This is a genomic window from Rhodanobacter sp. FW102-FHT14D06 (assembly GCF_043950705.1).
Classification (GTDB): Bacteria; Pseudomonadota; Gammaproteobacteria; order Xanthomonadales; family Rhodanobacteraceae; genus Rhodanobacter.
This window is the reverse complement of sequence record NZ_CP170722.1, coordinates 2298940-2321217: the sequence shown is the minus strand read 5'-3', so window position 1 is coordinate 2321217 and position 22278 is coordinate 2298940. Positions and strand designations below refer to the sequence as shown.

20 protein-coding genes and 1 pseudogene are annotated in these 22278 nt (G+C 70.7%); 3 read left to right on the top strand and 18 right to left on the bottom strand.

Going from position 1 to position 22278, the window contains the following annotated elements; translation table 11 throughout:
* Nucleotides 1-101: 101 nt before the first annotated feature.
* Together ACFCQI_RS10420 and ACFCQI_RS10415 are read left to right on the top strand one after the other, a co-directional pair.
* Nucleotides 102-1013 (top strand): annotated as a pseudogene (locus ACFCQI_RS10420) (bifunctional enoyl-CoA hydratase/phosphate acetyltransferase); the annotation flags it as partial.
* Between the two features lie 13 nt (nucleotides 1014-1026).
* The gene (locus ACFCQI_RS10415; protein WP_395116398.1) at nucleotides 1027-2226 is read left to right on the top strand and encodes an acetate/propionate family kinase; all 1200 of its coding nucleotides are present in this window, start codon (nucleotides 1027-1029) and stop codon (nucleotides 2224-2226) included.
* 20 nt (nucleotides 2227-2246) lie between these two features.
* On the opposite strand, the gene ACFCQI_RS10410 is transcribed toward ACFCQI_RS10415, so the two are convergent.
* From ACFCQI_RS10410 to ACFCQI_RS10385, 6 genes are all read right to left on the bottom strand, one after another.
* On the bottom strand, nucleotides 2247-2753 hold the full coding sequence (locus ACFCQI_RS10410) for a DnrO protein (protein WP_395116396.1): 507 nt from the start codon (nucleotides 2751-2753) through the stop codon (nucleotides 2247-2249).
* Nucleotides 2754-2836: 83 nt separating this feature from the next.
* Nucleotides 2837-6085, bottom strand: coding sequence for an efflux RND transporter permease subunit (locus tag ACFCQI_RS10405; protein ID WP_395116394.1), 3249 nt, complete (start codon nucleotides 6083-6085; stop codon nucleotides 2837-2839).
* The gene (locus ACFCQI_RS10400) at nucleotides 6082-7158 is read right to left on the bottom strand and encodes an efflux RND transporter periplasmic adaptor subunit (RefSeq protein ID WP_395116392.1); all 1077 of its coding nucleotides are present in this window, start codon (nucleotides 7156-7158) and stop codon (nucleotides 6082-6084) included. The genes ACFCQI_RS10405 and ACFCQI_RS10400 overlap by 4 nt, the downstream gene beginning before the upstream one ends.
* 104 nt (nucleotides 7159-7262) lie before the next feature.
* Nucleotides 7263-8552, bottom strand: coding sequence for an NAD(P)/FAD-dependent oxidoreductase (locus ACFCQI_RS10395; RefSeq protein WP_395116390.1), 1290 nt, complete (start codon nucleotides 8550-8552; stop codon nucleotides 7263-7265).
* 94 nt (nucleotides 8553-8646) lie between these two features.
* Nucleotides 8647-9030 carry a DUF302 domain-containing protein gene (locus ACFCQI_RS10390; protein ID WP_395116388.1) on the bottom strand — a complete coding sequence of 128 codons (384 nt, stop codon included), beginning with the start codon at nucleotides 9028-9030 and terminating at the stop codon, nucleotides 8647-8649.
* A gap of 18 nt (nucleotides 9031-9048) precedes the next feature.
* Nucleotides 9049-9255 (bottom strand): DUF2892 domain-containing protein, encoded by a 207-nt coding sequence (locus tag ACFCQI_RS10385; RefSeq protein WP_395116386.1) that lies wholly within the window; start codon nucleotides 9253-9255, stop codon nucleotides 9049-9051.
* Nucleotides 9256-9420: 165 nt separating this feature from the next.
* On the opposite strand from ACFCQI_RS10385, the gene ACFCQI_RS10380 reads away from it, so the two are divergent.
* Nucleotides 9421-9789, top strand: a complete 369-nt coding sequence (locus ACFCQI_RS10380) for an ArsR/SmtB family transcription factor (protein WP_395116384.1) — start codon at nucleotides 9421-9423, stop codon at nucleotides 9787-9789.
* 22 nt (nucleotides 9790-9811) lie between these two features.
* Here the strand turns inward: ACFCQI_RS10380 and deoD are convergent, their stop codons facing one another.
* From deoD to ACFCQI_RS10320, 12 genes are all read right to left on the bottom strand, one after another.
* The gene (gene deoD, locus ACFCQI_RS10375; RefSeq protein ID WP_395116382.1) at nucleotides 9812-10525 is read right to left on the bottom strand and encodes a purine-nucleoside phosphorylase; all 714 of its coding nucleotides are present in this window, start codon (nucleotides 10523-10525) and stop codon (nucleotides 9812-9814) included.
* 10 nt (nucleotides 10526-10535) lie between these two features.
* Entirely contained in the window at nucleotides 10536-11744 is a 1209-nt protein-coding gene (locus tag ACFCQI_RS10370) for a phosphopentomutase (protein ID WP_395116380.1), read from the bottom strand.
* Nucleotides 11741-13075 carry a thymidine phosphorylase gene (locus tag ACFCQI_RS10365; protein ID WP_395116378.1) on the bottom strand — a complete coding sequence of 445 codons (1335 nt, stop codon included), beginning with the start codon at nucleotides 13073-13075 and terminating at the stop codon, nucleotides 11741-11743. Before ACFCQI_RS10365 ends, ACFCQI_RS10370 begins: the two co-directional genes overlap by 4 nt.
* Nucleotides 13072-13824: a deoxyribose-phosphate aldolase gene (gene deoC, locus ACFCQI_RS10360; RefSeq protein WP_395116376.1), complete on the bottom strand. Its 753-nt coding sequence runs from the start codon at nucleotides 13822-13824 to the stop codon at nucleotides 13072-13074. Before deoC ends, ACFCQI_RS10365 begins: the two co-directional genes overlap by 4 nt.
* A 255-nt stretch (nucleotides 13825-14079) precedes the next feature.
* On the bottom strand, nucleotides 14080-15288 hold the full coding sequence (gene fabB, locus ACFCQI_RS10355; RefSeq protein ID WP_395116374.1) for a beta-ketoacyl-ACP synthase I: 1209 nt from the start codon (nucleotides 15286-15288) through the stop codon (nucleotides 14080-14082).
* 1 nt (nucleotide 15289) lies between these two features.
* On the bottom strand, nucleotides 15290-15805 hold the full coding sequence (gene fabA / locus ACFCQI_RS10350; RefSeq protein ID WP_395116372.1) for a 3-hydroxyacyl-[acyl-carrier-protein] dehydratase FabA: 516 nt from the start codon (nucleotides 15803-15805) through the stop codon (nucleotides 15290-15292).
* 124 nt (nucleotides 15806-15929) lie between these two features.
* On the bottom strand, nucleotides 15930-17378 hold the full coding sequence (locus tag ACFCQI_RS10345; RefSeq protein WP_395116370.1) for an FAD-binding protein: 1449 nt from the start codon (nucleotides 17376-17378) through the stop codon (nucleotides 15930-15932).
* Nucleotides 17375-18400: a quinolinate synthase NadA gene (gene nadA / locus ACFCQI_RS10340; RefSeq protein WP_395116368.1), complete on the bottom strand. Its 1026-nt coding sequence runs from the start codon at nucleotides 18398-18400 to the stop codon at nucleotides 17375-17377. The genes ACFCQI_RS10345 and nadA overlap by 4 nt, the downstream gene beginning before the upstream one ends.
* Before the next feature lie 274 nt (nucleotides 18401-18674).
* Nucleotides 18675-19928, bottom strand: coding sequence for a hypothetical protein (locus ACFCQI_RS10335; protein WP_395116365.1), 1254 nt, complete (start codon nucleotides 19926-19928; stop codon nucleotides 18675-18677).
* Nucleotides 19909-20199, bottom strand: a complete 291-nt coding sequence (locus tag ACFCQI_RS10330; RefSeq protein ID WP_395116363.1) for a DUF2249 domain-containing protein — start codon at nucleotides 20197-20199, stop codon at nucleotides 19909-19911. Before ACFCQI_RS10330 ends, ACFCQI_RS10335 begins: the two co-directional genes overlap by 20 nt.
* A 68-nt stretch (nucleotides 20200-20267) precedes the next feature.
* Complete coding sequence (locus ACFCQI_RS10325; protein WP_395116361.1) at nucleotides 20268-21521, bottom strand: alginate export family protein; 1254 nt, start codon at nucleotides 21519-21521, stop codon at nucleotides 20268-20270.
* Between the two features lie 180 nt (nucleotides 21522-21701).
* The gene (locus tag ACFCQI_RS10320) at nucleotides 21702-22274 is read right to left on the bottom strand and encodes an SCO family protein (protein ID WP_395116358.1); all 573 of its coding nucleotides are present in this window, start codon (nucleotides 22272-22274) and stop codon (nucleotides 21702-21704) included.
* Between the last annotated feature and the right edge of the window lie 4 nt (nucleotides 22275-22278).

Below are 22278 nucleotides of genomic sequence, written 5' to 3'. Positions count from 1 at the left end.
TGACCCCAGCGGGCGGTCACCGGCACAACGAGGAAAACACCATGAGCCGCAGCCAGCCTGCCAGCACCGTTCGCGCGCCATCGGCGCCACCCGTGCTGCGCGGGGTCGAACGCCTGATCGCGCACGTGCGCTCGATGGAGCCGGTGCGCATGGCGGTGGTCCATCCCTGCGACGCGCTCAGCCTTGCCGGCGCCATCGACGCGCGCGATGCCGGCATCATCCGGCCGGTGCTGGTCGCCCCGCGCGCCCGGCTGCAGGCCGCTGCTGCGGAAGCGGGGATCGACCTGGACGGCATCCCGTGCATCGACGTGCCGCACAGCCACGCCGCCGCCGAGGAAGCCGCGGCGATGGCCAGTCGCGGCGAGGTGGATGCGCTGATGAAAGGCAGCCTGCATTCGGACGAGCTGATGGGCGCGATCGTGCCGACCGCGGCCGGGCTGCGCACCAGGCGGCGCATCACGCACTGCTTCGTGATGGAAACGGCCGCGTATCCGCGCCCGTTCATCATCACCGACGCCGCCATCAACATCGCGCCGACGCTGGAGGACAAGGCCGACATCGTGCGCAACGCGATCGACCTCGCCCACGTCCTCGGCGTGGCCGAGCCGAAGGTGGCGATCCTGGCCGCGGTGGAAACCGTCAACTCGCGCATGCCCTCCACGCTGGACGCGGCGGCGCTGTGCAAGATGGCCGACCGCGGCCAGATCACCGGCGGGTTGCTGGACGGGCCGTTGGCGTTCGACAACGCGGTCTCGCCCGAAGCCGCGCGCGTCAAGGGCATCGTCTCGGCCGTGGCCGGGCAGGCCGACATCCTGGTGGTGCCCGATCTCGAAAGCGGCAACATGCTGGCCAAGCAGCTGGAATACATGGGCCATGCCGACAGCGCCGGCATCGTGCTGGGCGCGCGCGTGCCGGTGGTGCTCACCAGCCGCTCCGATTCGCGCCGCTCGCGGCTCGCCTCGTGCGCCATCGCGCTGATGCTGGCGCACCACTACCGCACCAGCCCGCCCTGAGCCGACCGTCGCCATGACGCCCCTGATCCTGGTCCTCAACTGCGGCTCGTCGAGCATCAAGTTCGCGCTGTTCGATGCAGCCGCCGTGCCGCTGCCGCGCAAGCCATTGTGGAACGGCAAGGTGCAGGGCATCGGTGGCCCGACGCCCGACTTCGGTGAGACCGGGGTCGCGCCGTTCACGATCTCGCTCGACCCGGCACAGCCCTACCGCGCGGCGCTGACGCTGATCCTGCAGCGCGTGCGCGCACGGCTCGATGGCCGGCGCCTCGCCGTGGTCGCGCATCGCGTGGTGCACGGCGGCAGCCGCTATTTCCAGCCCACGCGCATCGATGCGGGCGTGCTGGCCGACCTGACGAGCTACGTGCCGCTGGCGCCGCTGCACCAGCCGTTCGCGCTGGAGGCGATCGAGATCCTGCTGCGGGAGTCGCCCGAGCTGCCGCAGGTGGCCTGTTTCGACACCGGCTTTCATCACACCATGCCGACGGTCGAGCAGATCCTGCCGCTGCCGTGGGATGCCTGGCAGCGCGGCCTGCGCCGCTACGGTTTCCACGGCCTGTCGTATGCCTTCATGGCAACCGCGCTGGCCGAACGCCACGGCGAGGCGGCACGCGGACGCAGCATCGTCGCGCACCTGGGCAGCGGCGCCAGCCTGTGCGCGATGAACAAGCTCGAAAGCGTCGCCACCACGATGGGCTTCTCCGCGCTCGACGGCCTGATGATGGGCACGCGCACCGGCGCGCTCGACCCCGGCGCGCTGCTGTACCTGATGGAAATCGAAAAGCTCTCGCTCGAAGAGGTGGGCCGCCTGCTCTACCACCGCAGCGGCCTGCTCGGCGTCTCCGGCGTGTCGTCCGAACCGCGCGTGATCGTGCAGCACGAAGGCGACGCGGGCGAGCCCGGCGAACGCGCACGCCTGGCGCTCGCACTCTACGTGCGCCGCATCGTCCGCGAGATCGGCGCGTTGGCGGCGGTACTGGGCGGGCTCGAGCTGCTGGTGTTCACCGCCGGCGTGGGCGAGCACAACGCCTTCGTGCGCGAGCGCGTGTGCCGCGATCTTGCCTTCCTCGGCATCGCGCTGGACGAGGGCCGCAACGCGGCACACGCGCCGATCATCTCCGCCGACGGCAGTCGCGTGATCGTCGGCGTCGAACCGACCAACGAGGAATGGATCGCCGCGCGCGATGCCGCCGCGGTGCTGGGCGGCATCGGCTGATCACGGGCGCGGCGCGATGTTCAGGGCTCGTCGTGCATCACGTGTTCGGCCGGCACCGGCTTGTCCCAGCCGGGATCGTCGAAGTACTGCGGGTAATGCGCGATCGCCGCGCGCATGTCGGCCACCGCGGACACCTTCGCCGGGTCGGCCTTCAGCGCCTGCGCGGCCGTGAGCAATGGCACCAGGATGCCGTGCAGCGCGGCATCGGGCTCGGCCGACAGCTTGCAGTTGGCAAACATGTAGGTCACCGCGCTCTCCACCTCGGTGGCGCGATCGACCGCCATCGGCGCGCTCATGTGGCCCATCTCGTAGTGGGCCAGCTCGGCCACCGCGGTGTGCGCGCGGCGCATGCCCGCGCGCAGCGGGGCATCCGGTGTCCAGCGCTGCGCCGGCACCTGCGTGGCGGCGCTGGCGGCGTGTGCCGCGTGGCTGTCGTGCTCGGCGTGGGCGTGTTGCGGACCGGCCTGCGCCGCAGTGGCAAGGCCGAGCGCACAGGCGCTGGCGAGAAGAATGCGTACAGCTTTCATGCGGATATCTCCGGCTTGGCGGCGCGGACGCCGCGGACACATGCATGCTAGCGCCCGGCGCCGGCACTCCGGCCTGATCGGGGTCAAGCCGGCGGCGCCTGCGACAATCGGCCATCCGGGCCGGCGCGCCGCTGCAGCCAGGCGTAGTACAGCAGCGGGATCACCAGCAGGGTCAGCGCGGTCGAGACCAGGATGCCGAAGATCAGCGACACCGCCAAGCCCTGGAAGATCGGATCGTCGATGATGAAGAAGCCGCCGATCATCGCCGCCAGCCCGGTCAGCATGATGGGCTTGGCGCGCACCGCCGCGGCCTCGACCACCGCCTCGCGCAGCGGGCGGCCGGCGGCCAGCGCGTGGTTGATGAAGTCGATCAGCAGGATCGAGTTGCGCACGATGATGCCGGCCAGCGCGATCATGCCGATCATCGAGGTGGCGGTGTACTGCGCCCCCACCAGCGCATGCCCGGGCATCACGCCGATCACGGTCAGCGGGATCGGCGCCATGATGATCAGCGGCACCAGGTAGCTCTTGAACTGGCCGACCACCAGCAGGTAGATCAGCAGCAGGCCCGCCGAATAGGCCAGGCCCATGTCGCGGAACGTCTCGTAGGTGATCTGCCATTCGCCGTCCCACTTCACCGCGGCGTCGGTGGTATCGGTCGGCTGCGCGATGAAGTGCTGCTGCAGCAGCTGCCCCGCCACCTTGTCGTGGCCGAGCTTGCCGACCAGCGAGAACATGCCGTACAGCGGACTGTCGGTGGCGCCGGCGTCGTCGCCGGTGACGGTGGCGTAGGGCAGCAGATCCTTGTGCCAGATCGCCTGCTCGCGCTGCGCCGGCTGCACGCGGACCACCTCGGACAACGGCACCAGCGCGCCGCCGGCCGCACGCACGCGCAGCGCCAGCAGCTGCTCCATCGACGCCTGGTCGCCCGCGCCCAGGCGCAGGCGGATCGGCACCGCGTACTTCGCGTGGCCGTCCATCAGCCAGGTGGCGTCGTCGCCGGACAAGGCGGTGCGCAGCGCCTGCGCGATGCCCGCCTGATCCAGCCCCAGCCGCGCCGCGCGGGCGCGATCGACCACCAGCACGTCGCGCGGCGCCTGCGCTTCCACGCTGGTGTCGACGTCGACGATGTCCGGGTTGGCCCTGAAATCCTGTTCCAGCCCCAGCGCCACCTTGCGTACGGTGGCGTAGTCCGGGCCGTAGACCTCGGCCACGATCGGCGCCAGCACCGGCGGCCCCGGCGGCACCTCGACCACCTTCACCGAGGCACCGTAGCGCGCGCCGATCTGCGCCAGCGCCGGGCGCACGGCCAGCGCGATGGCGTGGCTCTGCCGCGAGCGCTCGTGCTTGTCGACCAGGTTCACCTGCAGGTCGCCCACGATCGGGCCGCTGCGCAGGTAGTACTGGCGCACCAGTCCGTTGAACGTGATCGGCGACGCGGTGCCGGCATAGCCCTGCCAGTCCTTCACCTCGGGCAGCTTGGCCACCGCCTGCGCCAGCTCGCCGAGCAAACGGTTGGTGCGCTCCAGCGTGCTGCCCTCGGGCATGTCCACCACCACCTGGAACTCGGACTTGTTGTCGAACGGCAGCATCTTCAGCACCACCGCCTTGACCACCACCAGCCCCACCGCCCCCAGCACCAGTGCGCCCATCGCGGCGAACAGCAGGTGCCGTCGGCGCGGCGCGCGGGGGCCATCGAGGAAGGGCAGCATCAGCCGTCGGAACGTGCGGTGCAGGCGCGTGTCGTGCGTGCCGTCGGCGCCCGCCGGCGCGGCCTCGGCATGCGGCTGGTGGCCGAGCAGTTTCAGCGCCAGCCACGGCGTGACCACCAGCGCGACGGCCAGCGACAGCAGCATGCCGGCCGAGGCGTTGATCGGGATCGGCCGCATGTACGGCCCCATCAGGCCGGACACGAAGGCCATCGGCAGCAGCGCGGCGATCACCGTGAAGGTGGCCAGGATGGTCGGCCCGCCGACCTCGCCGACCGCCTCGGGGATGGCCTCGCGCAAGGTGCGTCCGCCCAGCACCATGTGCCGGTGGATGTTCTCCACCACCACGATGGCGTCGTCGACCAGGATGCCGATCGAGAAGATCAGCGCGAACAGCGAGACGCGGTTGATGGTGAAGCCCATCGCCCACGAGGCGAACAGGGTCAGCGCCAGGGTGACGATCACCGCGCTGCCGACCACCACCGCCGCGCGCCAGCTCAACGCCAGCAGCACCAGCAGCACCACCGACAAGGTGGCGAAGATCAGCTTGTGGATCAGCTTGTCCGCCTTGTCGGTGGCGGTCTGGCCGTAGTCGCGGGTGACCACCACGTGCACGTCGGCGGGAATCGCCACGTTGCGCAGCGCGGCCAGCCGCTGGCGGATCGCGCCGGTGATGTCGGCGGCGTTGGTGCCGGGCTTCTTCGCCACCGCGATGGTCACGGCCGGCGCGTGGCCGGTGGCCGGCCCGGCCCGGCCCGCCGGCGCGCCGAACCAGGCGTAGCTGTCGGGCAGGTCCGCGCCCGGACGAACCGTGGCCACGTCGGAGAGGAACACCGGCTGGCCGTTCTTCAGGCCGATCACCAGCTGCGACACCTCCGCCGCGTCGGCGAGGAAACGCCCGGCGGTCACCGGCACATCGCGGTCGCCGCTCACCCGGTCGCCGGCCTGGGTCACCGTGTTGGCTGCCTTCAGCACACCGGACAGGTCGCCCGCGGTCATGCCGTAGGCAGCCAGTTTCGCTGCATCCAGTTCCACCACCACCGCACGGGCGGGCGCGCCGATGGTGTAGACGTCGCGCGTGCCGGGCACGCGCTTCAATTCGGTCTCCAGAGCATGCGCCACCTCGGCCAGCTGCACCGGGCCTTGCGCGGGGTCGTCGCTCCACAGCGTGAGCGCCATCACCGGCACGTCGTCGATGCCCATCGGTCGCACCAGCGGCGGACCGATGCCGAGGCCGGGCGGCACGAAGCCCTGGTTCTGGAACACCTGGTTGTACAGCCGCACGATCGCGGCCTGCCGCGGCACGCCGACCTGGAACTCCACCGTCATCACTGCCATGCCGGGCCGGCTCACCGAATAGACGTGCTTGACGCCCTCGATCTCGGCGAGCTTCTGCTCCAGCGGGAACGCCACCAGGTTCTCCACGTCGCGCACGTCGGCGCCGGGAAACGGCACCATCACGTTGGCCATGGTCACGTCGATCTGCGGCTCCTCCTCGCGCGGCGTGATCATCACCGCGACCAGGCCCAGCAGCAGCGCCGCGATCGCCAGGATCGGGGTCAGCGGCGAATCCTGGAACGCGCGCGCGATGCGGCCGGAGAAGCCGAGCCGAGGCCCGCTCACGGCGCGTCCCCGCGTCGCTGCGCGACCAGCCAGCGCGCCGCCGCGGCCGGATCGGTGGCGACGCGCTCGCCGTCGTCCAGCCCGGCCAGCACCTCCACGCGATCGCCGTGGCGATGGCCAAGGCGCAACTGGCGCAGCGTCACGTCATGCGCGCCCAGCACGTACGCGCCGACCAGCTCGCCACGTTGCACCAGCGCGCTCATCGGCAGCAGCAATCGCTTCGCCTCGCCGCTGGCGAAGGCGACCTTCACCGTCATGCCCGGCACCAGGCCGGCACCGTCGCCGGGCAGTTCCAGCCGCACGCGGAAGCTGTGCGTCTGCGGGTCGGCATAGGGAAACACGGTGAGCTTGCCGGCCGCCACGCGGCGGCCGTCGTCGAGCACCACCTCGGCGGCGTGGTAGCGGCGGATCGCGGCGATCGCGCTCTGCGGCACCTGCACGCCGACCCGCAGATCCTGCAGCGAGGCCAGCGCGATCAGCGGCTGCGGCGCCGGCGGCCCCGACTGCACCGCCTCACCCACCTGCACGTAGCGGCGGGTGACGATGCCGTCGTACGGCGCGCGCAGGACCGTGTAATCGAGCTGCTGGCCGACCTGGCTGGACTGCGCGCGGGCCGACTGCAGCGCCGCCAGCGCGGCGTCGCGACGGGCACGCTCGGCGTCGAGCTGCGCCTTGGAAACGAAGCCTTTCTCGAATATCCCGGCGAAGCGCCGGTAGGACGTATCCGCCTCGGTATACGCCGCCTGCGCCGCGGCGATCTGCGCCTGCGCGGCGCGCCCTGCGGACTTCTGCTCGACGTCGCTGAAACGCACCAGCACGTCGCCCTTGCGCACGGCATCGCCGACGTCATGCGGCAACTCGACCACCCGCGCATTGGTCTGCGCCGAGATCACCGCCTCGTGCACCGCCTCGACCACGCCATCCCAGGCCTGCTCGTCGTGCGCCGTTTCGAGGTGCACGGTCAGCGCGGCCAGCGGCGGCGGTGCCGTGGCAGCCGGCGGCGCCGGCGTGCGCCCGCACGCGGCCAGCGCGGCCAGCGCGAGCGCAAGCACGGCCGGGCGCAGCGCGCGCATCACGACGCGACCTCGCAACGCGGGTCGGCGTGGGCGCGCGCGACACGCCAGGCGGGATGGCGGGTTTGCATCGCGTGCTTCCGTCAGCGGTTCGCGGGGAGTACTCATTCGCCACCCGTGCCGGGCCGGATGCGCGCGATGCCCAGCGCCTTCATCACGTACTTCTCGTAGACCGGCGTGGTATTGCCGGTGCGGATCTTGTGCATGAAATATTTCTCGAATGCCACCTTGGCCAGATGCACCCACTTGCCCTCCTTCGCCCAGGTCAGGTTGCGCGGCGGGATCTGCGGCAGTGCCACGAACGCCGCGCCGCTGTCGCCCATGTCGGCCAGGCACACCGCGTTCCATGTCGCTTCGGCCGTGGCCGGACGGTTCTCGATGTCCGCCTTGATGTTCGCGGTCAGCGTGCTAACCATCGACTCGATCATGAAACCGGTCTTGGGCGCGCCGGTGGGCACCGGCGTGGCCTCCACCGGCGGGATCGCCACGCACACGCCGGCGGCGAACACGTTGCGGAAGGTCGGGTTGCGCTGGTGCTTGTCGATCAGCACGAAGCCACGCGGATTGACCAGGCCCTCAATGCCACGCACGGCGGCGACGCCGGTGAAGGCGGGGATCACCATCGCGTAGCGGAACGCGAGCGCGTGCTGCTCCTGCGCCTGGCCATGCGCGTCGGCTTCGGTGACGTGCATGCTGCCATCCTCCACCTTGTCGATCCGCGCATTGCAGATCCACTTGATGTGGCGCTGGCGCAACTGGCGCTCCAGCAGCCCGCGGGAATCGCCGATCCCGCCCAGGCCCATGTGGCCGATGTACGGCTCGCTGGTGACGAAGGTCATCGGCACGCGGTCGCGCAACTTGCGCCGGCGCAGGTCGGTGTCGAGGATCAGCGCGAACTCGTACGCCGGACCGAAACAGCTGGCGCCCTGCGCCGCGCCGACCACCACCGGGCCGGGGTTCTCCAGGAACTGCCGGTACGCCTGCCACGCGGCGGTCGCGTGCGGCGTGGTGCAGACCGACTGCGTGTAGCCGTCGACCGGGCCCAGCCCGGGGATCTCGTCGAACGCCAGCCGCGGGCCGGTGGTGACGACGAGGTAGTCGTACCTCAGTTCGCGGCCGTCAGCCAGCACCACGAGGTTGTCGGCCGGGCGCACCGCGCTGGCCGGCGAATCGATGAAGGCGATGTCGTGCCGTGCCATCGCCGCGGCCGCATCGAGCTGCACGTCGGCCGGTTGCCGCCAGCCGATGCCGACCCACGGGTTGGATGGCGTGAAGGAGAACAGGCGCCCTTCGCCGACCACGGTGACGCGGTAGGCATCGCCCAGTGCAGCCTTGATCTCATAGGCGGCACTGGTGCCGCCCAGGCCCGACCCCAGGATGACGACGTCGCTCATGGTGACTAACTCCTGCATTGAAGGTGCCGACAGCGTGCGCCGGCGGCACCGCAACGGATTTGAGCCTGGTCAATTCGAGGCTGCCTCGCCGGCGCTACGCCGCCTCGGCGATGACGTCCACCAGGGTCTGCTCCACTTCGCGCGCGATCGCCGCCAGCGCGGGATCGGCGGAGAGCATGCCGAGCATCGGCGTCGGCCGGATCATGCCGATCCAGGTCTTGCCCTCCTCCGTGTAGACCGACACCCGGCACGGCAGCGCCATGTTCAGCCGCAGGTCGTTGGCCAGCACGCGGCCGGCCTGGCGCGGGTTGCACACCTCGAACACCTTGCACTCGTGGCCGAACTCCACGCCCTTGCCGCGCAAGGTGCCGCCCAGGTCGTGCACGTGCAGCACGCCGAAGCCGTGCGCGGCGACGGCGGTGGCCAGATCCGCCGCGGCCTGCTCGAAGCCCTTGGATGTCTCGACGATGTGGTACATGGCGTGGCCTCGCTCGGGTCAGGAAGGAAACGCGCAGCCGGGCTTCAGCCCCAGCTTGCGCAAGATCATCGCCAGCGGGCAGAAGCCGGTGAACGAGGACTGCAGCAGGTTGGCGCCGACGAACACCGACAGCCAGATCCAGCCCGGCGCCACGAAATGCGCCAGCGCGATACCGGCCAGCACGACCGTGCCGGCAAAACCCAGAACCATGCGATCGACGTTCACGGCGAACTCCTGAAGTGAGTGGAACCTTGTGCGCAACCAGCCGACACGGGCCCGGCGGCGGGCCGAAAATTCATATTAACTAAATTAGGTTTATCTTAATTAGTTTTCCATGGTAAAGTCAACCCCATGAAACAGACAGCCGCGCCCTTCCGGAGGAATCCGAAGTTGAACATCCCTGCCGATGCGGATCTTGACCTCATGCAATCGCGCGCCGAAGACGCGTCGCAGCTGCTCAAGACCCTGGGCAACGCGCAACGGCTGCGCGTGCTGTGCCTGTTGCTGGACGGCGAGATGTCGGTGGGCCAGATCAACGAACAGCTACCCGAACTCAGCCAGTCGGCGCTGTCCCAGCACCTGGCCCGGCTGCGCGACGAGAATCTCGTCAGCACCCGGCGTGAGGCGCAGACGGTGTGGTACGCCCTGCCTGCGGGCCCCGCGCACGCCATCATCGCCACGCTGTACGGGATCTACTGCGCAGCCGACGCCGCCCCACGCCGGTCCAGGCGCCGGCGCACAAAGCCAGAACCGGGCTGAGCGTCGGAACAATCGACCCTGCTCAGCCCGATGCCGGCAGCAGGCTGTCGAGCACCAGCGCGGTCATCCGCGACAGGCCCTGCTCGCGCTGCACCGCCGGCATGTGCGTGCCGCGCTGCACGTGGTCGCTCACGGTCAGTACCGACAGCGCCTGGAAGCCTTCGCGCATGGCCACGCCGTAGAGGCCGGCCGATTCCATCTCGATGCCGTGGATGCGGTGCTGCAGCAGCCGCATGACCAGCCCCGGGTCGCCGCCATGGAAGCAGTCGGTGCTGAACACTCCGCCGATGCGCAGGTCGATCCGCTGTGCCGCAGCGGTGTCGACCACCGCGCGCATCAGGCCGAAATCGGCGCAGGCGGCCAGGTCATGGCCACCGAAATGCAGGCGGTTGAAGTTCGAATCGGTCGACGCCGCCTGCGCCAGCAGCAAGTCGCCCAGCTCGACGTCGCCCACGCCGCCGCAGGTGCCGACGCGCACGATCCGGCGCACGCCGAACACGCGCGTCAGCTCGGTCGCATAGATCGCGCAGGAGGGAATGCCCATGCCGCTGCCCATTACCGAGACGCGCATGCCGCGATAGAAGCCGGTGTAGCCGAGCATGTTGCGGCGCGTGTTCACTTCGCGCCCGTCGTCGAGAAACTCGCAGGCCATGTGTCGCGCGCGCAGCGGATCGCCGGGCAGCAACACGGTGTCGGCGATCATGTCCGGGGCGGCGTCGAGATGGGGCGTGCTCATGCGATGGCGATCATGCAGAGGGAAGAAAGCTGCGACCGGCCGCCAGCGGCGGCAGGCCGAGGTGGCTGGCCATGCTCTGGCCGATGTCGGCAAAACTGTCGCGCCGTCCCAGCGCCCGCGGCGCCAGGCCCGGGCCGAATACCAGCGCCGGCACGCATTCGCGGGTATGGTCGCTGCCCGGCCAGGTCGGGTCGCAGCCGTGGTCCGCACTGATCGCCAGCAGGTCACCGGGGCGCAGCGCATGCAGCAGTTCCGGCAGCCGCGCATCCAGCGCCTCGAGCGCGGCGGCGTAGCCGAACACGTCGCGCCGGTGGCCATACACCATGTCGAAATCGACGAAGTTGGTCGCGATCAGGCTGCCGCTGCCGGCCAGCGTCATGGCGGCCAGCGTGGCATCGAACAGCTCATCGTGGCCGTGTGCCTCGATGCAGCGGGACACGCCGCGGTGGGCAAAGATGTCGCCGATCTTGCCTATCGCGACCACCTCGCCACCGGCAGCCAGCAGCGCGTCGAACAGCGTCGGCGCCGGTGGCGGCAGGGCGTAGTCGCGTCGATGCACGGTGCGGCTGAAGCCCGACTCCACCGTGCCGGCGAACGGCCGCGCGATCACCCGGCCGATGCGGTAGTCCTCCAGCAGTTCGCGCGCCAGCTCGCACAGGCGGTACAGGCGATCGAGGCCGAACGCCTGCTCGTGTACGGCGATCTGGAACACCGAATCGGCCGAGGTGTAGACGATCGGACAGCCACTGCGCAGATGCTCCGCGCCGAGCCGCTGGATGATCTCGGTGCCGGAGGCATGGCAGTCGCCGAGTACACCGGGCAGCCCGCCCCGTGCCACCAGCGCCTGCAGCAAGGCGGGCGGAAACGCATGCTCCGCCTGCGCAAAGACGCCGAACGGCTCGCTCAGCACCACGCCGGCGGTTTCCCAGTGGCCGGATGGCGTGTCCTTGCCGCAGGCGCGCTCCACCGCGTAACCCCACAGCCCCGCGGGTGGGGGCAGCTTCCCGAAGCCTGGCGCGGGCTGCCCATGCGCCGCTGCATGCGCCTGCGGCAGGCCGAGCGTCGTGAAGTTCGGCAGGCGCAACGGTCCCCGCGCCGCCGCGGCGCAGGCGGCGGCGACATGACCGAAGGTGTCGGCACCCGCATCACCGTAATCCGCGGCATCGGGCCCGGCGCCCAGCCCCAGCGAATCGAGTACCAGCCAGATCGCGCGGCTCATGCAACACGCTCCATCGGCGTGTGCCATTGCCACAGCGGTGCGCAAGGCGGAGCTTCCGGCGCGACGCGGAAGGCCTCGCGCACGCTCGCCTCGGCCTTGTCCGCCGCATGCGCCGTGCGCGCATGCACGATGGCCAGCGGCTGGCCCGCAGCGACGGTGTCGCCCCGCCCGATCAACTCGGCCAGGCCTACGGCATGATCGATAGCCTGGCCCGGACGCGTGCGGCCACCCCCCAGATCCACCACCACCTGCCCCAGCGCACGCACGTCGACCGCTGTGACATGGCCCGATGCGAACGCCGTCACCACGCGCCGAATCGGCGCGGTCTCCAGATACGCATCCGGCCGTTCCAGCAGATCGGGCGGACCGCCCAGCGCGCTCACCATCCGTGCAAAGCGTTCGGCGGCCGCGCCCGACGACAGCGCCACCCGCACGCGGCGCTCGGCATCGAGACGGTCGTGGCTCAGGCCTCCGATGCGCAGCAACTCGGCAGCCAGTTCGAGGGTCAATGCACGCAACCGCGGGTTGTCGCCACGATCGCGCAGCAGGTCGAGCACGGCGCGCAGCTCCAGCGCATTGCCTGCCTCGCGGCCAAGCACCTGGTCCATGTCGCTGAACACCACGCGCACGTCGATGCCGGTACCCTGCGCCGTCGCCAGCATGCGTTCGGCCAGGTCGCGCGCCGCCGCCATGCCCGGCAACTGCGCGCCATTGCCGGTCTTGATGTCGAGCACCAGCGCCCGCGCGCCGCCGGCCAGTTTCTTGGACAGGATCGAGGCCACCATCAACTCGGCCACGTCCACCGTCGCGGTGACATCGCGTACCGCATATAGCCGGCAGTCGGCCGGCACCAGCTCGGCACCCTGGCCGACGATGGCGCAGCCCACCTCCTCGACGACCTCGCGCAAGCGCGCCATGCCCGGATGAACGTCGTAGCCGGCCACGCTTTCCAGCTTGTCCAGGGTGCCGCCGGTATGCCCCAGGCCACGGCCGGAGATCATCGGCACATAGCCGCCGCACGCAGCCAGCAGCGGCGCCAGCAACAGGCTCACGCCGTCGCCCACGCCACCGGTGGAATGCTTGTCGAGTACCGGCCCCGGCAAGTGCTCCCAATGCAGCCGCTGGCCTGAATCGCGCAAGGCCAGGGTGAAATGGCGACACTCTTCCGCGCTCATGCCACGCCACGCGACCGCCATCGCGAACGCGCCGATCTGGCCTTCGCTCCACGAGCCGTCCCCGATGCCCTGCGCCACCGCATGAAGCTGACCACCATCGAGCGGCCTATCGTCGCGCTTGCAGCGAATCAGGGCGGCGGCAGACAGGCTGTTCATGCAGCGGACGAGGCTGTGGCGCACAACTCGCCGAACAGTGTGCTGGCACCGATCCGGAAATGTGCCGGATCGGCCCAGCCGGCGCCCAGCCGCGCTTCGGCCAGATCGAGATAGGTCACCGCGGCCGCCAGCGTGCGAATGCCACCGGCCGCCTTGAAGCCACAGCGGCCACCGGCAGCGGCGATCGCATCGAGCATCACGGCGGCAGCCTGCGGGGTAGCGTTGACCGGCACCTTGCCGGTGGAGGTCTTGAGGAAGTCCGCGCCTTCTTCGATACCGATCGCGCACGCCATGCGGATCAGCTCGGGCGTACCCAGTTCGCCGGTTTCAAGGATCAATTTCAGCAGCACGCCGTCGGCGCAGACAGTGCGGCAGCGCCTGACGACGGCACGCGCACCCGCGGCATCCCCACCCAGCAGCGCCCGATACGGCAACACCAGGTCGATCTCGTCGGCCCCCGCAGCCAGCGCACGCTGCGTCTCGCCTTCCACCCGCTGCGGGTCGCTGCCGCCATCGGGGAAATTCACCACGGTCGCTACCTTGACGGCGGTTCCCTGCAGGCTGCGGCGCACGCTGCCGACGTGTTCCGGATAGATGCACAGCGCTGCTGGCAAGACCGGCGCGGCACGCGCTGACGCGCATAGGGCTTCGATCCGCGCAGGCGTGTCGCCTTCGCCAAGGCTGGTCAGGTCGAGCAGGGACAACAGGCGCGCCGCGAGGGCGCGCGGGCTACGGGCGTCGATGGACACGGGCCGCTCCACAAGTCGATTGCCGCGCAGCGTAGGTCGTCCGGACAACCGCCTTCTTGATCTGTGGCAAGCCGATCAGTGTGCGCAAGGCAGCACGGCAAAAGGTCGCAGGTGGCGCCGGTCAGCCCGGGCAAATGCCAGGTGAAATGGCTGTAGCGAAGTCGCTCGTGCGGCATGGGGCAACCCCCACACCTCAAGGATTCCCTTCGGTCGCCAGCCTCCCCCTGCAAGCAGGAGGAGGATGAGCAGAGCTGCCTAAACCCGCGCGAACACCAAGGTGCCGTTGGTGCCGCCGAAGCCGAAGCTGTTGGACATCACCGTGTTCAGGGTGGCCGGGCGGCTTTCGCGCAGGATCGGGAAGCCTTCGGCGCGGGGGTCGAGGTCGGTGATGTGGGCCGAGCCGGCGACGAAGCCTTCCTTGAGCATCAGCAGGCTGTAGATCGCCTCGTGCACGCTGGCAGCGCCGAGCGAGTGGCCGGTCAGCGCCTTGGTCGAGGACAGCGGCGGCACCGCGTCGCCGAACACGGCGCGCACGGCGTCGAGTTCCACGATGTCGCCCAGCGGCGTGGCGGTGCCGTGGGTGTTGAGGTAGTCGACCGGCGCCTTGACGTCGGCCAGCGCCATCTGCATGCAGCGCACCGCGCCCTCGCCGGACGGCGCGACCATCTCGGCGCCGTCGGAGGTGACGCCGTAGCCAACCAGCTCGGCGTGGATGCGCGCACCGCGTGCCTTGGCGTGCTCGTACTCCTCCAGCACCAGCATGCCGCCGCCACCGGCGATGACGAAGCCGTCGCGGGTGGTGTCGTAGGGACGCGAGGCGCTGACCGGGGTATCGTTGTGGTGGCTGGACAGCGCACCCATCGCGTCGAACTGCGAGGTCATGCCCCAGTGTTCCTCTTCGCCGCCGCCGGCGAACACCACGTCCTGCGCGCCGTGGCGGATCAGGTCGGCGGCCGCGCCGATGCAGTGCGCCGAGGTGGCGCAGGCGGCGGAGATGGAATAGCTCAGGCCCAGGATGCCGAAGGTGGTGGCCAGCGTGGCCGACACCGTGGAGCACATCGTGCGCGGCACCATGTACGGGCCGATCTTGCGCACGCCCTTGTTGCGCAGCAGGTCGCCGGTCTCGATCTGCCAGCGCGGCGAACCGCCGCCGGAGCCGGCGATCGCGCCGATGCGCGGGTTGCGCACCTGATCGGCATCCAGCCCGGCATCGGCCATCGCCGAACGCATCGACACGTACGCATACGCCGCCGCGTCGCCCATGAAGCGCTTCAGCTTGCGATCGATCACCGCCTCCAGGTCGATGTTCGGCACGCCCGCCACATGGCTGCGCATGCCCAGCTCGGCATATTCGGGCATCGCGCGGATACCGCTGCGGCTGTCGCGCAAGGCGCCAGCCACCGTTTCCAGATCGTTGCCAAGGCACGAGACGATGCCCATGCCCGTCACCACCACGCGACGCATGTCAAAAACCCTCGGTGGATTGGAACAGGCCCACGCGCATGTCGCTGGCCTCGTAGATCAGGCGGTCGTCGACGAAGGTCTTGCCGTCGGCGATCACCAGCCGCAACTTGCCGCGCATCACGCGACGGATGTCGATCTCGTAGCGCACCAGCTTGGCGGTGGGCATCACCTGGCCGGAGAACTTCACGTTGCCCACGCCGAGCGCGCGGCCGCGGCCGGGTTCGCCCAGCCACGGCAGGTAGAAACCGCTGAGCTGCCACATGGCATCCAGGCCCAGGCAGCCGGGCATCACCGGGTCGCCGATGAAGTGGCAACCGAAAAACCAAAGGTCCGGATGGATGTCCATTTCGGCGCGGATGCAGCCCTTGCCGTGGCTGCCGCCCTCTTCGGAAATGTGCGTGATGCGATCGAACATCAGCATCGGCGGCGAAGGCAGCCGCGCGTTGTCGTCGCCGAACAGTTCGCCGCGCCCGCAGGCGCGCAGCTGCTCGTAGTCGAAAGAGGAAGGACGTGTCATGAAATGCTCGGGGGTGGGGGAATGCCAAGTGTGCCAGTTGGACGCCGTCCTGTCTTGACGTGCGACGCGTGCGACGGCCGTACGCCAGCGCATCGTGAAGCCTTCGCGACGACGTCCGCAGGCATCAGGACGGGCAGCCGCGATCTTCACGCCAGTGTGCGCCGAGCGAGCGTCGACGCAGGCGCATCGCGCGCAGCAGCGCCTTGGCCAGGCATGCCTGCCAGCCGGAGTCGGCCAGCGCCGCGCCGATCCGCCAGGCGTCGCGCAATGCACCCGCCTCGCGCCGCGGACCGGCCGCGTGCCACAGCAGCGCACGCAAGCCGGCAAGCTCTGCCGGCGGCAGGCTGGCGCCGCGTTCGATGACGCGCAGCGGGCCGACGCCGACGTCCGCGGCGGCAGCCGCACGCAAGCCGTGACCCAGCCGCTGTCCGCAGAGCACGCCTTCGAGCAGCGAATTGCTGGCCAGCCGGTTGGCGCCGTGCACGCCATTGCAGGCCACCTCGCCCACGGCGTACAAACCCGGCACGCTGGTGCGTCCGTCCGCATCGGTGGCCAGCCCGCCCATGTGGAAGTGCGCCGCCGGCGTCACCGGCAACGCCTGCCGGCGCGGATCGATGCCATGCGCCAGGCACGCGGCCAGCACGGTGGGAAAACGCTGCTCCCAGGCGCCCTCCACCGCCGTCGCGTCAAGCCAGGCGCGGCCACCGGCGGCCTGCGCCGCAGCCACGCGCCGCGACACCACGTCGCGCGGCGCCAAGTCGCCGAGCGGATGCACGCCGGCCATCAGCGCAGTGCCCGTATCGTCGTGCAATCGCGCACCGGCGCCGCGCAGCGCCTCGGTGAGCAGCGGCAGGCAGTGGCCGGGCACGTCGAGCGCGGTGGGATGGAATTGCACGAACTCGAGGTCGCGCGCCGCCGCGCCGGCGGCCAGGCCGAGCGCGAGGCCCGCGCCATCGGCACCCGGCGGATTGCTGGTGCGCGCGTACAGGGCGCCGATGCCGCCGGTGGCCAGCACCACCGCCGCCGCCTCGACCTGTTCGTGGCGGCCGCGCTCGTCGCACGTGCGCACGCCGACCACGCGACCGCCGCGCAGCAACAAGCCATCGACATCGACGCCGCCGCGCCACTGCATGTGGCTGGCCGCCTGCGCCTGCTCGCGCAAGGCGCAGAACACCGCCGCGCCACTGGCATCGCCGCCGGCGTGCACGATGCGGGCGGTTGCATGGCCGCCTTCGCGACCCAGTTGCAGCGCGCCATCCGAAGTCCGATCGAAGACCACGCCCTGCGCCTGCAGCCAGTCGATCGCCGCCGGTGCCGCGGCGGTCAGCCACGCGACCATCGCCGCGTCGTTGTGCTGCGCGCCGGCGGCGAGCGTGTCGGCAGCGTGGGCGGCGGCGCTGTCATGCGGATCGAGCGCCGCGGCGATGCCGCCCTGGGCCAGCGCCGTGGCGCTGCCGCAACCGTCGTGGGCGCGGCACAGCAGGCGCACCGGCGCGGGCGCCGCGGCCAGCGCGGTCGCCAGCCCGGCCACGCCGCCGCCCACCACCACGATCGGCAGGTGCGCTCGCCTCACACGCGTTCGCGCCGGCCGACGGCGAGCATGCGTTCCAGCGCCGCGCGGGCGCGCACGCTCACGTCCGCGGGAATCTCGATCGCGTGGCGCAGGTCGCGCAGGCAGGCGTAGATGTTCTGCAAGGTGATCCGCTGCATGTGCGGGCACAGGTTGCACGGCTTGATGAACTCGGTCTGCGGGAACTGCGACTTGAGGTTGTCGGCCATCGAACACTCGGTGACCATCGCCACCCGGGCCGGCTTCTCGCGCGCCAGCCACTTGCCCATGGCGGTGGTGGAGCCGACGAAGTCGGCCTCGGCCAGCACCTCGGGCGAACATTCCGGATGCGCCACCACCCGGGTGCCGAACTGCTCGCGCACGTGCCGCACTTCCTGCGCGGTGAAGCGCTCGTGCACTTCGCAGCGGCCGTGCCACAGGATGATTTCCACCGCCGTCTGTTTGGCCACGTGGCGGCCGAGGAACTCGTCAGGCAGGAAGATCACCTTCGGCGCGCCCATCGCCTCCACCACCTGCACCGCGTTCGCCGAGGTGCAGATCGCATCGGACTCCGCCTTCACCGCGGCGGAGGTATTGGCGTAGCTCACCACCGGCACGCCGGGGTGCTGCGCGCGCAATGCGCGCACGTCGGCGGCGGTGATCGAGGAAGCCAGCGAGCAGCCCGCTTCGAGATCGGGCAGCAGCACGGTCTTGTGCGGCGCCAGGATCTTCGCGGTCTCGGCCATGAAGTGCACGCCGCACAGCACGATCAGCTCGGCTTCGCACTCGGCCGCGGCCTGGGCCAGGCCGAGCGAGTCGCCGGTGATGTCGGCCACGCCGTGGAAGATCTCCGGCGACTGGTAGCTGTGCGCCATGATCACCGCGCCGCGCTGCTTTTTCAGCTTGTTGATCGCGTCGATCCACGGCAGGTGCAGCGGGATCTCCAGGCACGGCACCAGCGGTTCGAGCCGCTCGGCAAGCGCGGCGTATTCGTGTTCGAGTTCATCGCGCCAGACAGGCACGGGGACGGCGGCGAGGTCGTGCATGGCGATCCGCGGTGGAGGGTGGGCGAAGTATCCGAGGGCGCAGCTGGCCGGTTCAGTCCGCCCGACGAGCCGCGATGCGCGCAAGGCAGTGCAACCCGATGTGCGGGCGCGAGGCGAACCGCGATGGCGGCGGCCGCAGGCGCGGGAGAACGGAGCAACGCAACGAGAGGCTTGGCATGATGGCGCGCATCATCGCCGGCAACCGCGCGGGCGCGCCTTGATCGAGGTCAACCGCAACCGACGCACCACCGCGATGACGTCGGACGCTTTCCGCTCACGGGTGCTGCGGCAACGCCGCCACGAATGCCTCGGCGCGCCGGTGCACGCCGCGCAACGCCGACCACGTGCCCAGCCACGCGCACGCCAGCGCCACGCCGGCCGCACGCGCCAGCCACGGCGACGGCCACAGCACCGCGGCTGGCAACAGCAGTAGCGGCCATTGCGCCAGCAGCACGCCGAGCTTGTCGCTGTCGGGCAGCAGCCGCTGCACGCCGGGCAACTGCAGGCCGCGGCCGCAGCGTCGGTGCAGGTCGATCCAGCCGATGAAGGGAACGATCTCCAGCGCCATGCCGGCAAGCAGCAGCGGCAGCGCGATGCCCAGCCCCAGCGTCGCCGCCAGCACGGCGCCGCGCGCGCCGCCGGTCAGCAGCACGGCGGCCAGCGCCAGCACGATCAGGCCGCCGCGCCAACTCCACAGCAAGGGTGCGCGACGCACGCGCGGCGAGCGCCACTGCAGCCACAACGCAGCGCCGGCGAACAGCGCGACGTGCACCGCCACGGTGGCGAGCAGCCAGCGGCCGTCGTCGCGGGCCCAGCGCCACCATGCCGCGGCCGGCAGCATCAGCAGCACGCTGGCCAGCCACAGGGTCTGCGCCCGCGCCGGCATGGCCGCCGTGCCCTGGAACATCGGCATCACGATCCGCGCCACGCTGGCCAGCAGCAGCACGATCCAGCCCAGCACGCCCCAGCTGGCGTGCACGTCCACCAGCGCCGCCATCGACAGCGTCGTGCCGTCGACCAGCGCGAGCGCCAACAGCGCGCCGAGCAGCGCGGTCAGCACGCCGAAGCCGATCGCCGCGCCGATGCCCGCGCGCAGCAGCCGCTGACCCGCAGCGACACACAGGCCGGGCACGGTCATCCCGGCCAACGTTGCGAACGCCAGCGGCAACAGCACGGCACCGCCGCGCAGCGCGCCGCGCCAGCCTTCGTGCAGGCCGGCCACCAGCAACAGCACGCCGAGGTTGAACACGGCGTGCAGCGGTCGCCCCAGCCGCACGCCGCCACGCACCCGCACGCCGGCGGCGGCAGGCAGGAATTGCAGCACGCTGCCGAACATCACGTTGCCGAACACGCCCAGGGTGAACACGTGCACCAGCGCCAGCGTGGCCGGCTGCCAGCGCGTGCGCAGCGCAACGTCGCCGTCGACGAGCAGCAGCGCGCCGGCGAGCACGCCCCACAGCGGCGCACTCAGCAGGAACCGCCGCGGCAACGACGCCGGCGGCGCCTGGTCAAGCGCCAGTCGGGCCATCGTCGTCCGGGCGATGGATCCGCACGCGCGCGCCGCCGGCGGGCAGCATCTCCGCACGGACATGCAGACGGCGACCGGACAGCAGATCGAGCAGCGGCGTCGGCAGCAGCGGGGTGAGCAGCTCGAGCGTCTGCCCCGGCGCCAACGCATCGGCTGCCTCCAGCGCACGCATCATCGGCTCCGGCGCCGGCAGCGCGCGCAGGTCGAGCGCGATGGTGGTGCCATCGTCGGTGGCGTGGTCGTGGTGGGCCGGCGGTGGAGAGACAGGCATGCGGCCATCTCAACGCAGCAGGGGCGCGGGCGCGCTGACCTGGGTCAACGCAGCCGCGCCAGCGACGCTCAACGCGCGCCCGCCAGCGCCTGCCGACCGCGCCATTCCAGCTGCAGCCACACCCGCGCATTGTCGCGACCGAGACCATCGGCGCGATAGTCGGCCAGCTTGAGCATGGCGTCGAGGCCGGCGATCAGCGGAAGGCTCAGCGATGCGTTCCACTCGCTGCCGTAGCGGCCGCCGCGATCCGCGCGGTAGTCGTGGTAGGCCACCACCCAGGCGAGCTTGCCGGCCAGCCCGCTGCGACCGAACTTGCCGGCGGCGCCGACGTAGCGATCCTCCAGGCCGCCGGCGGGCGTCACGTTGAACTGATCGTCCCAGCCGTTGAACGCGTGCAGCGTCGCCAGCGGCGTCTGCAACGCATGCTGGCCGTTGCCGCCCAGATGTTCCCAGCCCAGCTTCGCGGTGATGCCGCCCTGCGTCCAGGTCGGTTCCAGCAGCCAGTAGTTGTGCGCGAAATGCAGCGGATTGTTGGCGTAGTCGCGCTGCCGCGCCGCTTCCAGCGTCCAGCCCGCGCCGTTGCCGTCGTGCAGCGCCTTGCCGCTCCAGCGCGCGCCCCAGGTGGCGCTCGATGCGCTGGCCACGTCGCGGTCCTCGTGCAGGTAGGCATAGCCGACCCACTGCTGCGCGCCGCGGACCCATGCGGCGTTGAGCAGGTGCGTGTCCAGAGCGCGCTCGCGCGCCAGCGGATTGAGCGCGTCGCGGCCGGCCACGCGGTGCACGCGGTCGAGCCAGTCGTAGCGCACGGTCACGCTGTCCAGCGGTTGCCATTGCAGCGCCAGCGCATCGAAGGTCTGCTCGTGCTGGCGCCAGCCGCTGTTGCCGACCCAGCGCTGGTTGTCCAGCAGCAGTCGCTGGCGCCCCAGCGTGGCGCCGAACACGTCGCCTTGCCATGCCAGCCAGGCCTGGTCGAGTTCGCTGCCACGCGGGTCGGTGATCGCCGGATACTGCGTGCGGCCGTTCGCGCCGCTGTTGTAGTGCTCGTTGGCCGCGGCCACGCCGGCACCTTCCAGCAGCGCACTCCAGCCTTCCCCGAAGCTGGCGCGCAGGCCCAGCCGCAGGCGCAAGGTCGTGGCCGCCGCGTCGCGGCTGAAGGCGTCGTCGTCGACCTGTTCGTGGCGCAGTCGCGCATCCCATTCCAGCTGCAGCGGCGCGTTCGCCGCTGGCGGCGCGATCGCGTCGACGGCGGCCCGGGCCGCTGGTGCACCCAGCGTGGCGGCCAGCACGCAGCTGGCGGAAAGCATGTGGCGGATCGGCTTCATCGGATGTCCCCTTGTTGGATGCGCGCAGTCTGCGGACTGCCCGCCTCCGGCCAGTTGACCGCCGTCAGCTCGGCGCCATCGAGGTGGCGACTGTGACAACACGCCGCGCGGGTGCACGAAAAAGCCGCCATGACGGCGGCTTCGGCAACGGACGCATGGACGTCCACTTGGTGCACCGGTTCACGGCTTCGCCAGCGTCTCCTCGATGGCCTTCACGAACGCCGGATCGAGCCGGCCGATCAGCGTGGTGCGCGCGGCGATGCGGCCCTCGGCGTCGAGCAGGATCAGCTCGCTGGAGTGGTTGAACTCGCCATCGGGCAGCTGCCGGTATTGCAGGCCGAGCACGCCGGACAATTGCCGCACCTGCGCCGGCTCGGCGCGGGCCAGCGTCCAGATGCGCCCGTCCAGCTTGCGCTTCTCCGCATAGCTCTTCAGCGTGGCCACGTCGTCCTTCGCCGGGTCGAAGCTCACCGCGAGCAGGTCGATCTTCGCGCGCGCGGCCGGATCGAGCGCGTTGCGGGTCAGGCGCAGGCTGTCGATGATCATCGGGCAGACCATCTGGCACGAGGTGTAGAACATCGTGACCAGCTGCGGCCGCCCGCGACGCGCGGCCAGCATCTGCTGCCGGCCATCCTGCGTGGTCAGTTGCACCGGCAGGTTGTAGACCGAATCGCCGGGCAGCGGCGTGGCGGCCGCGGCGCTGCCGCCGAAGAGCACGGCGAGCAGCACCAGTGCACGCAGAAAGTGTTTCATCGCC

Excerpts from the sequence above, each read along its gene's own strand:
- ACFCQI_RS10415 (WP_395116398.1), top strand. The coding sequence starts at position 1,027 with ATGACGCCCCTGATCCTGGTCCTCAACTGCGGCTCGTCGAGCATCAAG.
- ACFCQI_RS10410 (WP_395116396.1), bottom strand. The coding sequence starts at position 2,753 with ATGAAAGCTGTACGCATTCTTCTCGCCAGCGCCTGTGCGCTCGGCCTT.
- ACFCQI_RS10400 (WP_395116392.1), bottom strand. The coding sequence starts at position 7,158 with ATGCGCGCGCTGCGCCCGGCCGTGCTTGCGCTCGCGCTGGCCGCGCTG.
- ACFCQI_RS10395 (WP_395116390.1), bottom strand. The coding sequence starts at position 8,552 with ATGAGCGACGTCGTCATCCTGGGGTCGGGCCTGGGCGGCACCAGTGCC.
- ACFCQI_RS10390 (WP_395116388.1), bottom strand. The coding sequence starts at position 9,030 with ATGTACCACATCGTCGAGACATCCAAGGGCTTCGAGCAGGCCGCGGCG.
- deoD (WP_395116382.1), bottom strand. The coding sequence starts at position 10,525 with ATGAGCACGCCCCATCTCGACGCCGCCCCGGACATGATCGCCGACACC.
- ACFCQI_RS10370 (WP_395116380.1), bottom strand. The coding sequence starts at position 11,744 with ATGAGCCGCGCGATCTGGCTGGTACTCGATTCGCTGGGGCTGGGCGCC.
- ACFCQI_RS10365 (WP_395116378.1), bottom strand. The coding sequence starts at position 13,075 with ATGAACAGCCTGTCTGCCGCCGCCCTGATTCGCTGCAAGCGCGACGAT.
- fabB (WP_395116374.1), bottom strand. The coding sequence starts at position 15,288 with ATGCGTCGCGTGGTGGTGACGGGCATGGGCATCGTCTCGTGCCTTGGC.
- fabA (WP_395116372.1), bottom strand. The coding sequence starts at position 15,805 with ATGACACGTCCTTCCTCTTTCGACTACGAGCAGCTGCGCGCCTGCGGG.
- nadA (WP_395116368.1), bottom strand. The coding sequence starts at position 18,400 with ATGCACGACCTCGCCGCCGTCCCCGTGCCTGTCTGGCGCGATGAACTC.
- ACFCQI_RS10335 (WP_395116365.1), bottom strand. The coding sequence starts at position 19,928 with ATGGCCCGACTGGCGCTTGACCAGGCGCCGCCGGCGTCGTTGCCGCGG.
- ACFCQI_RS10330 (WP_395116363.1), bottom strand. The coding sequence starts at position 20,199 with ATGCCTGTCTCTCCACCGCCGGCCCACCACGACCACGCCACCGACGAT.
- ACFCQI_RS10325 (WP_395116361.1), bottom strand. The coding sequence starts at position 21,521 with ATGAAGCCGATCCGCCACATGCTTTCCGCCAGCTGCGTGCTGGCCGCC.
- ACFCQI_RS10320 (WP_395116358.1), bottom strand. The coding sequence starts at position 22,274 with ATGAAACACTTTCTGCGTGCACTGGTGCTGCTCGCCGTGCTCTTCGGC.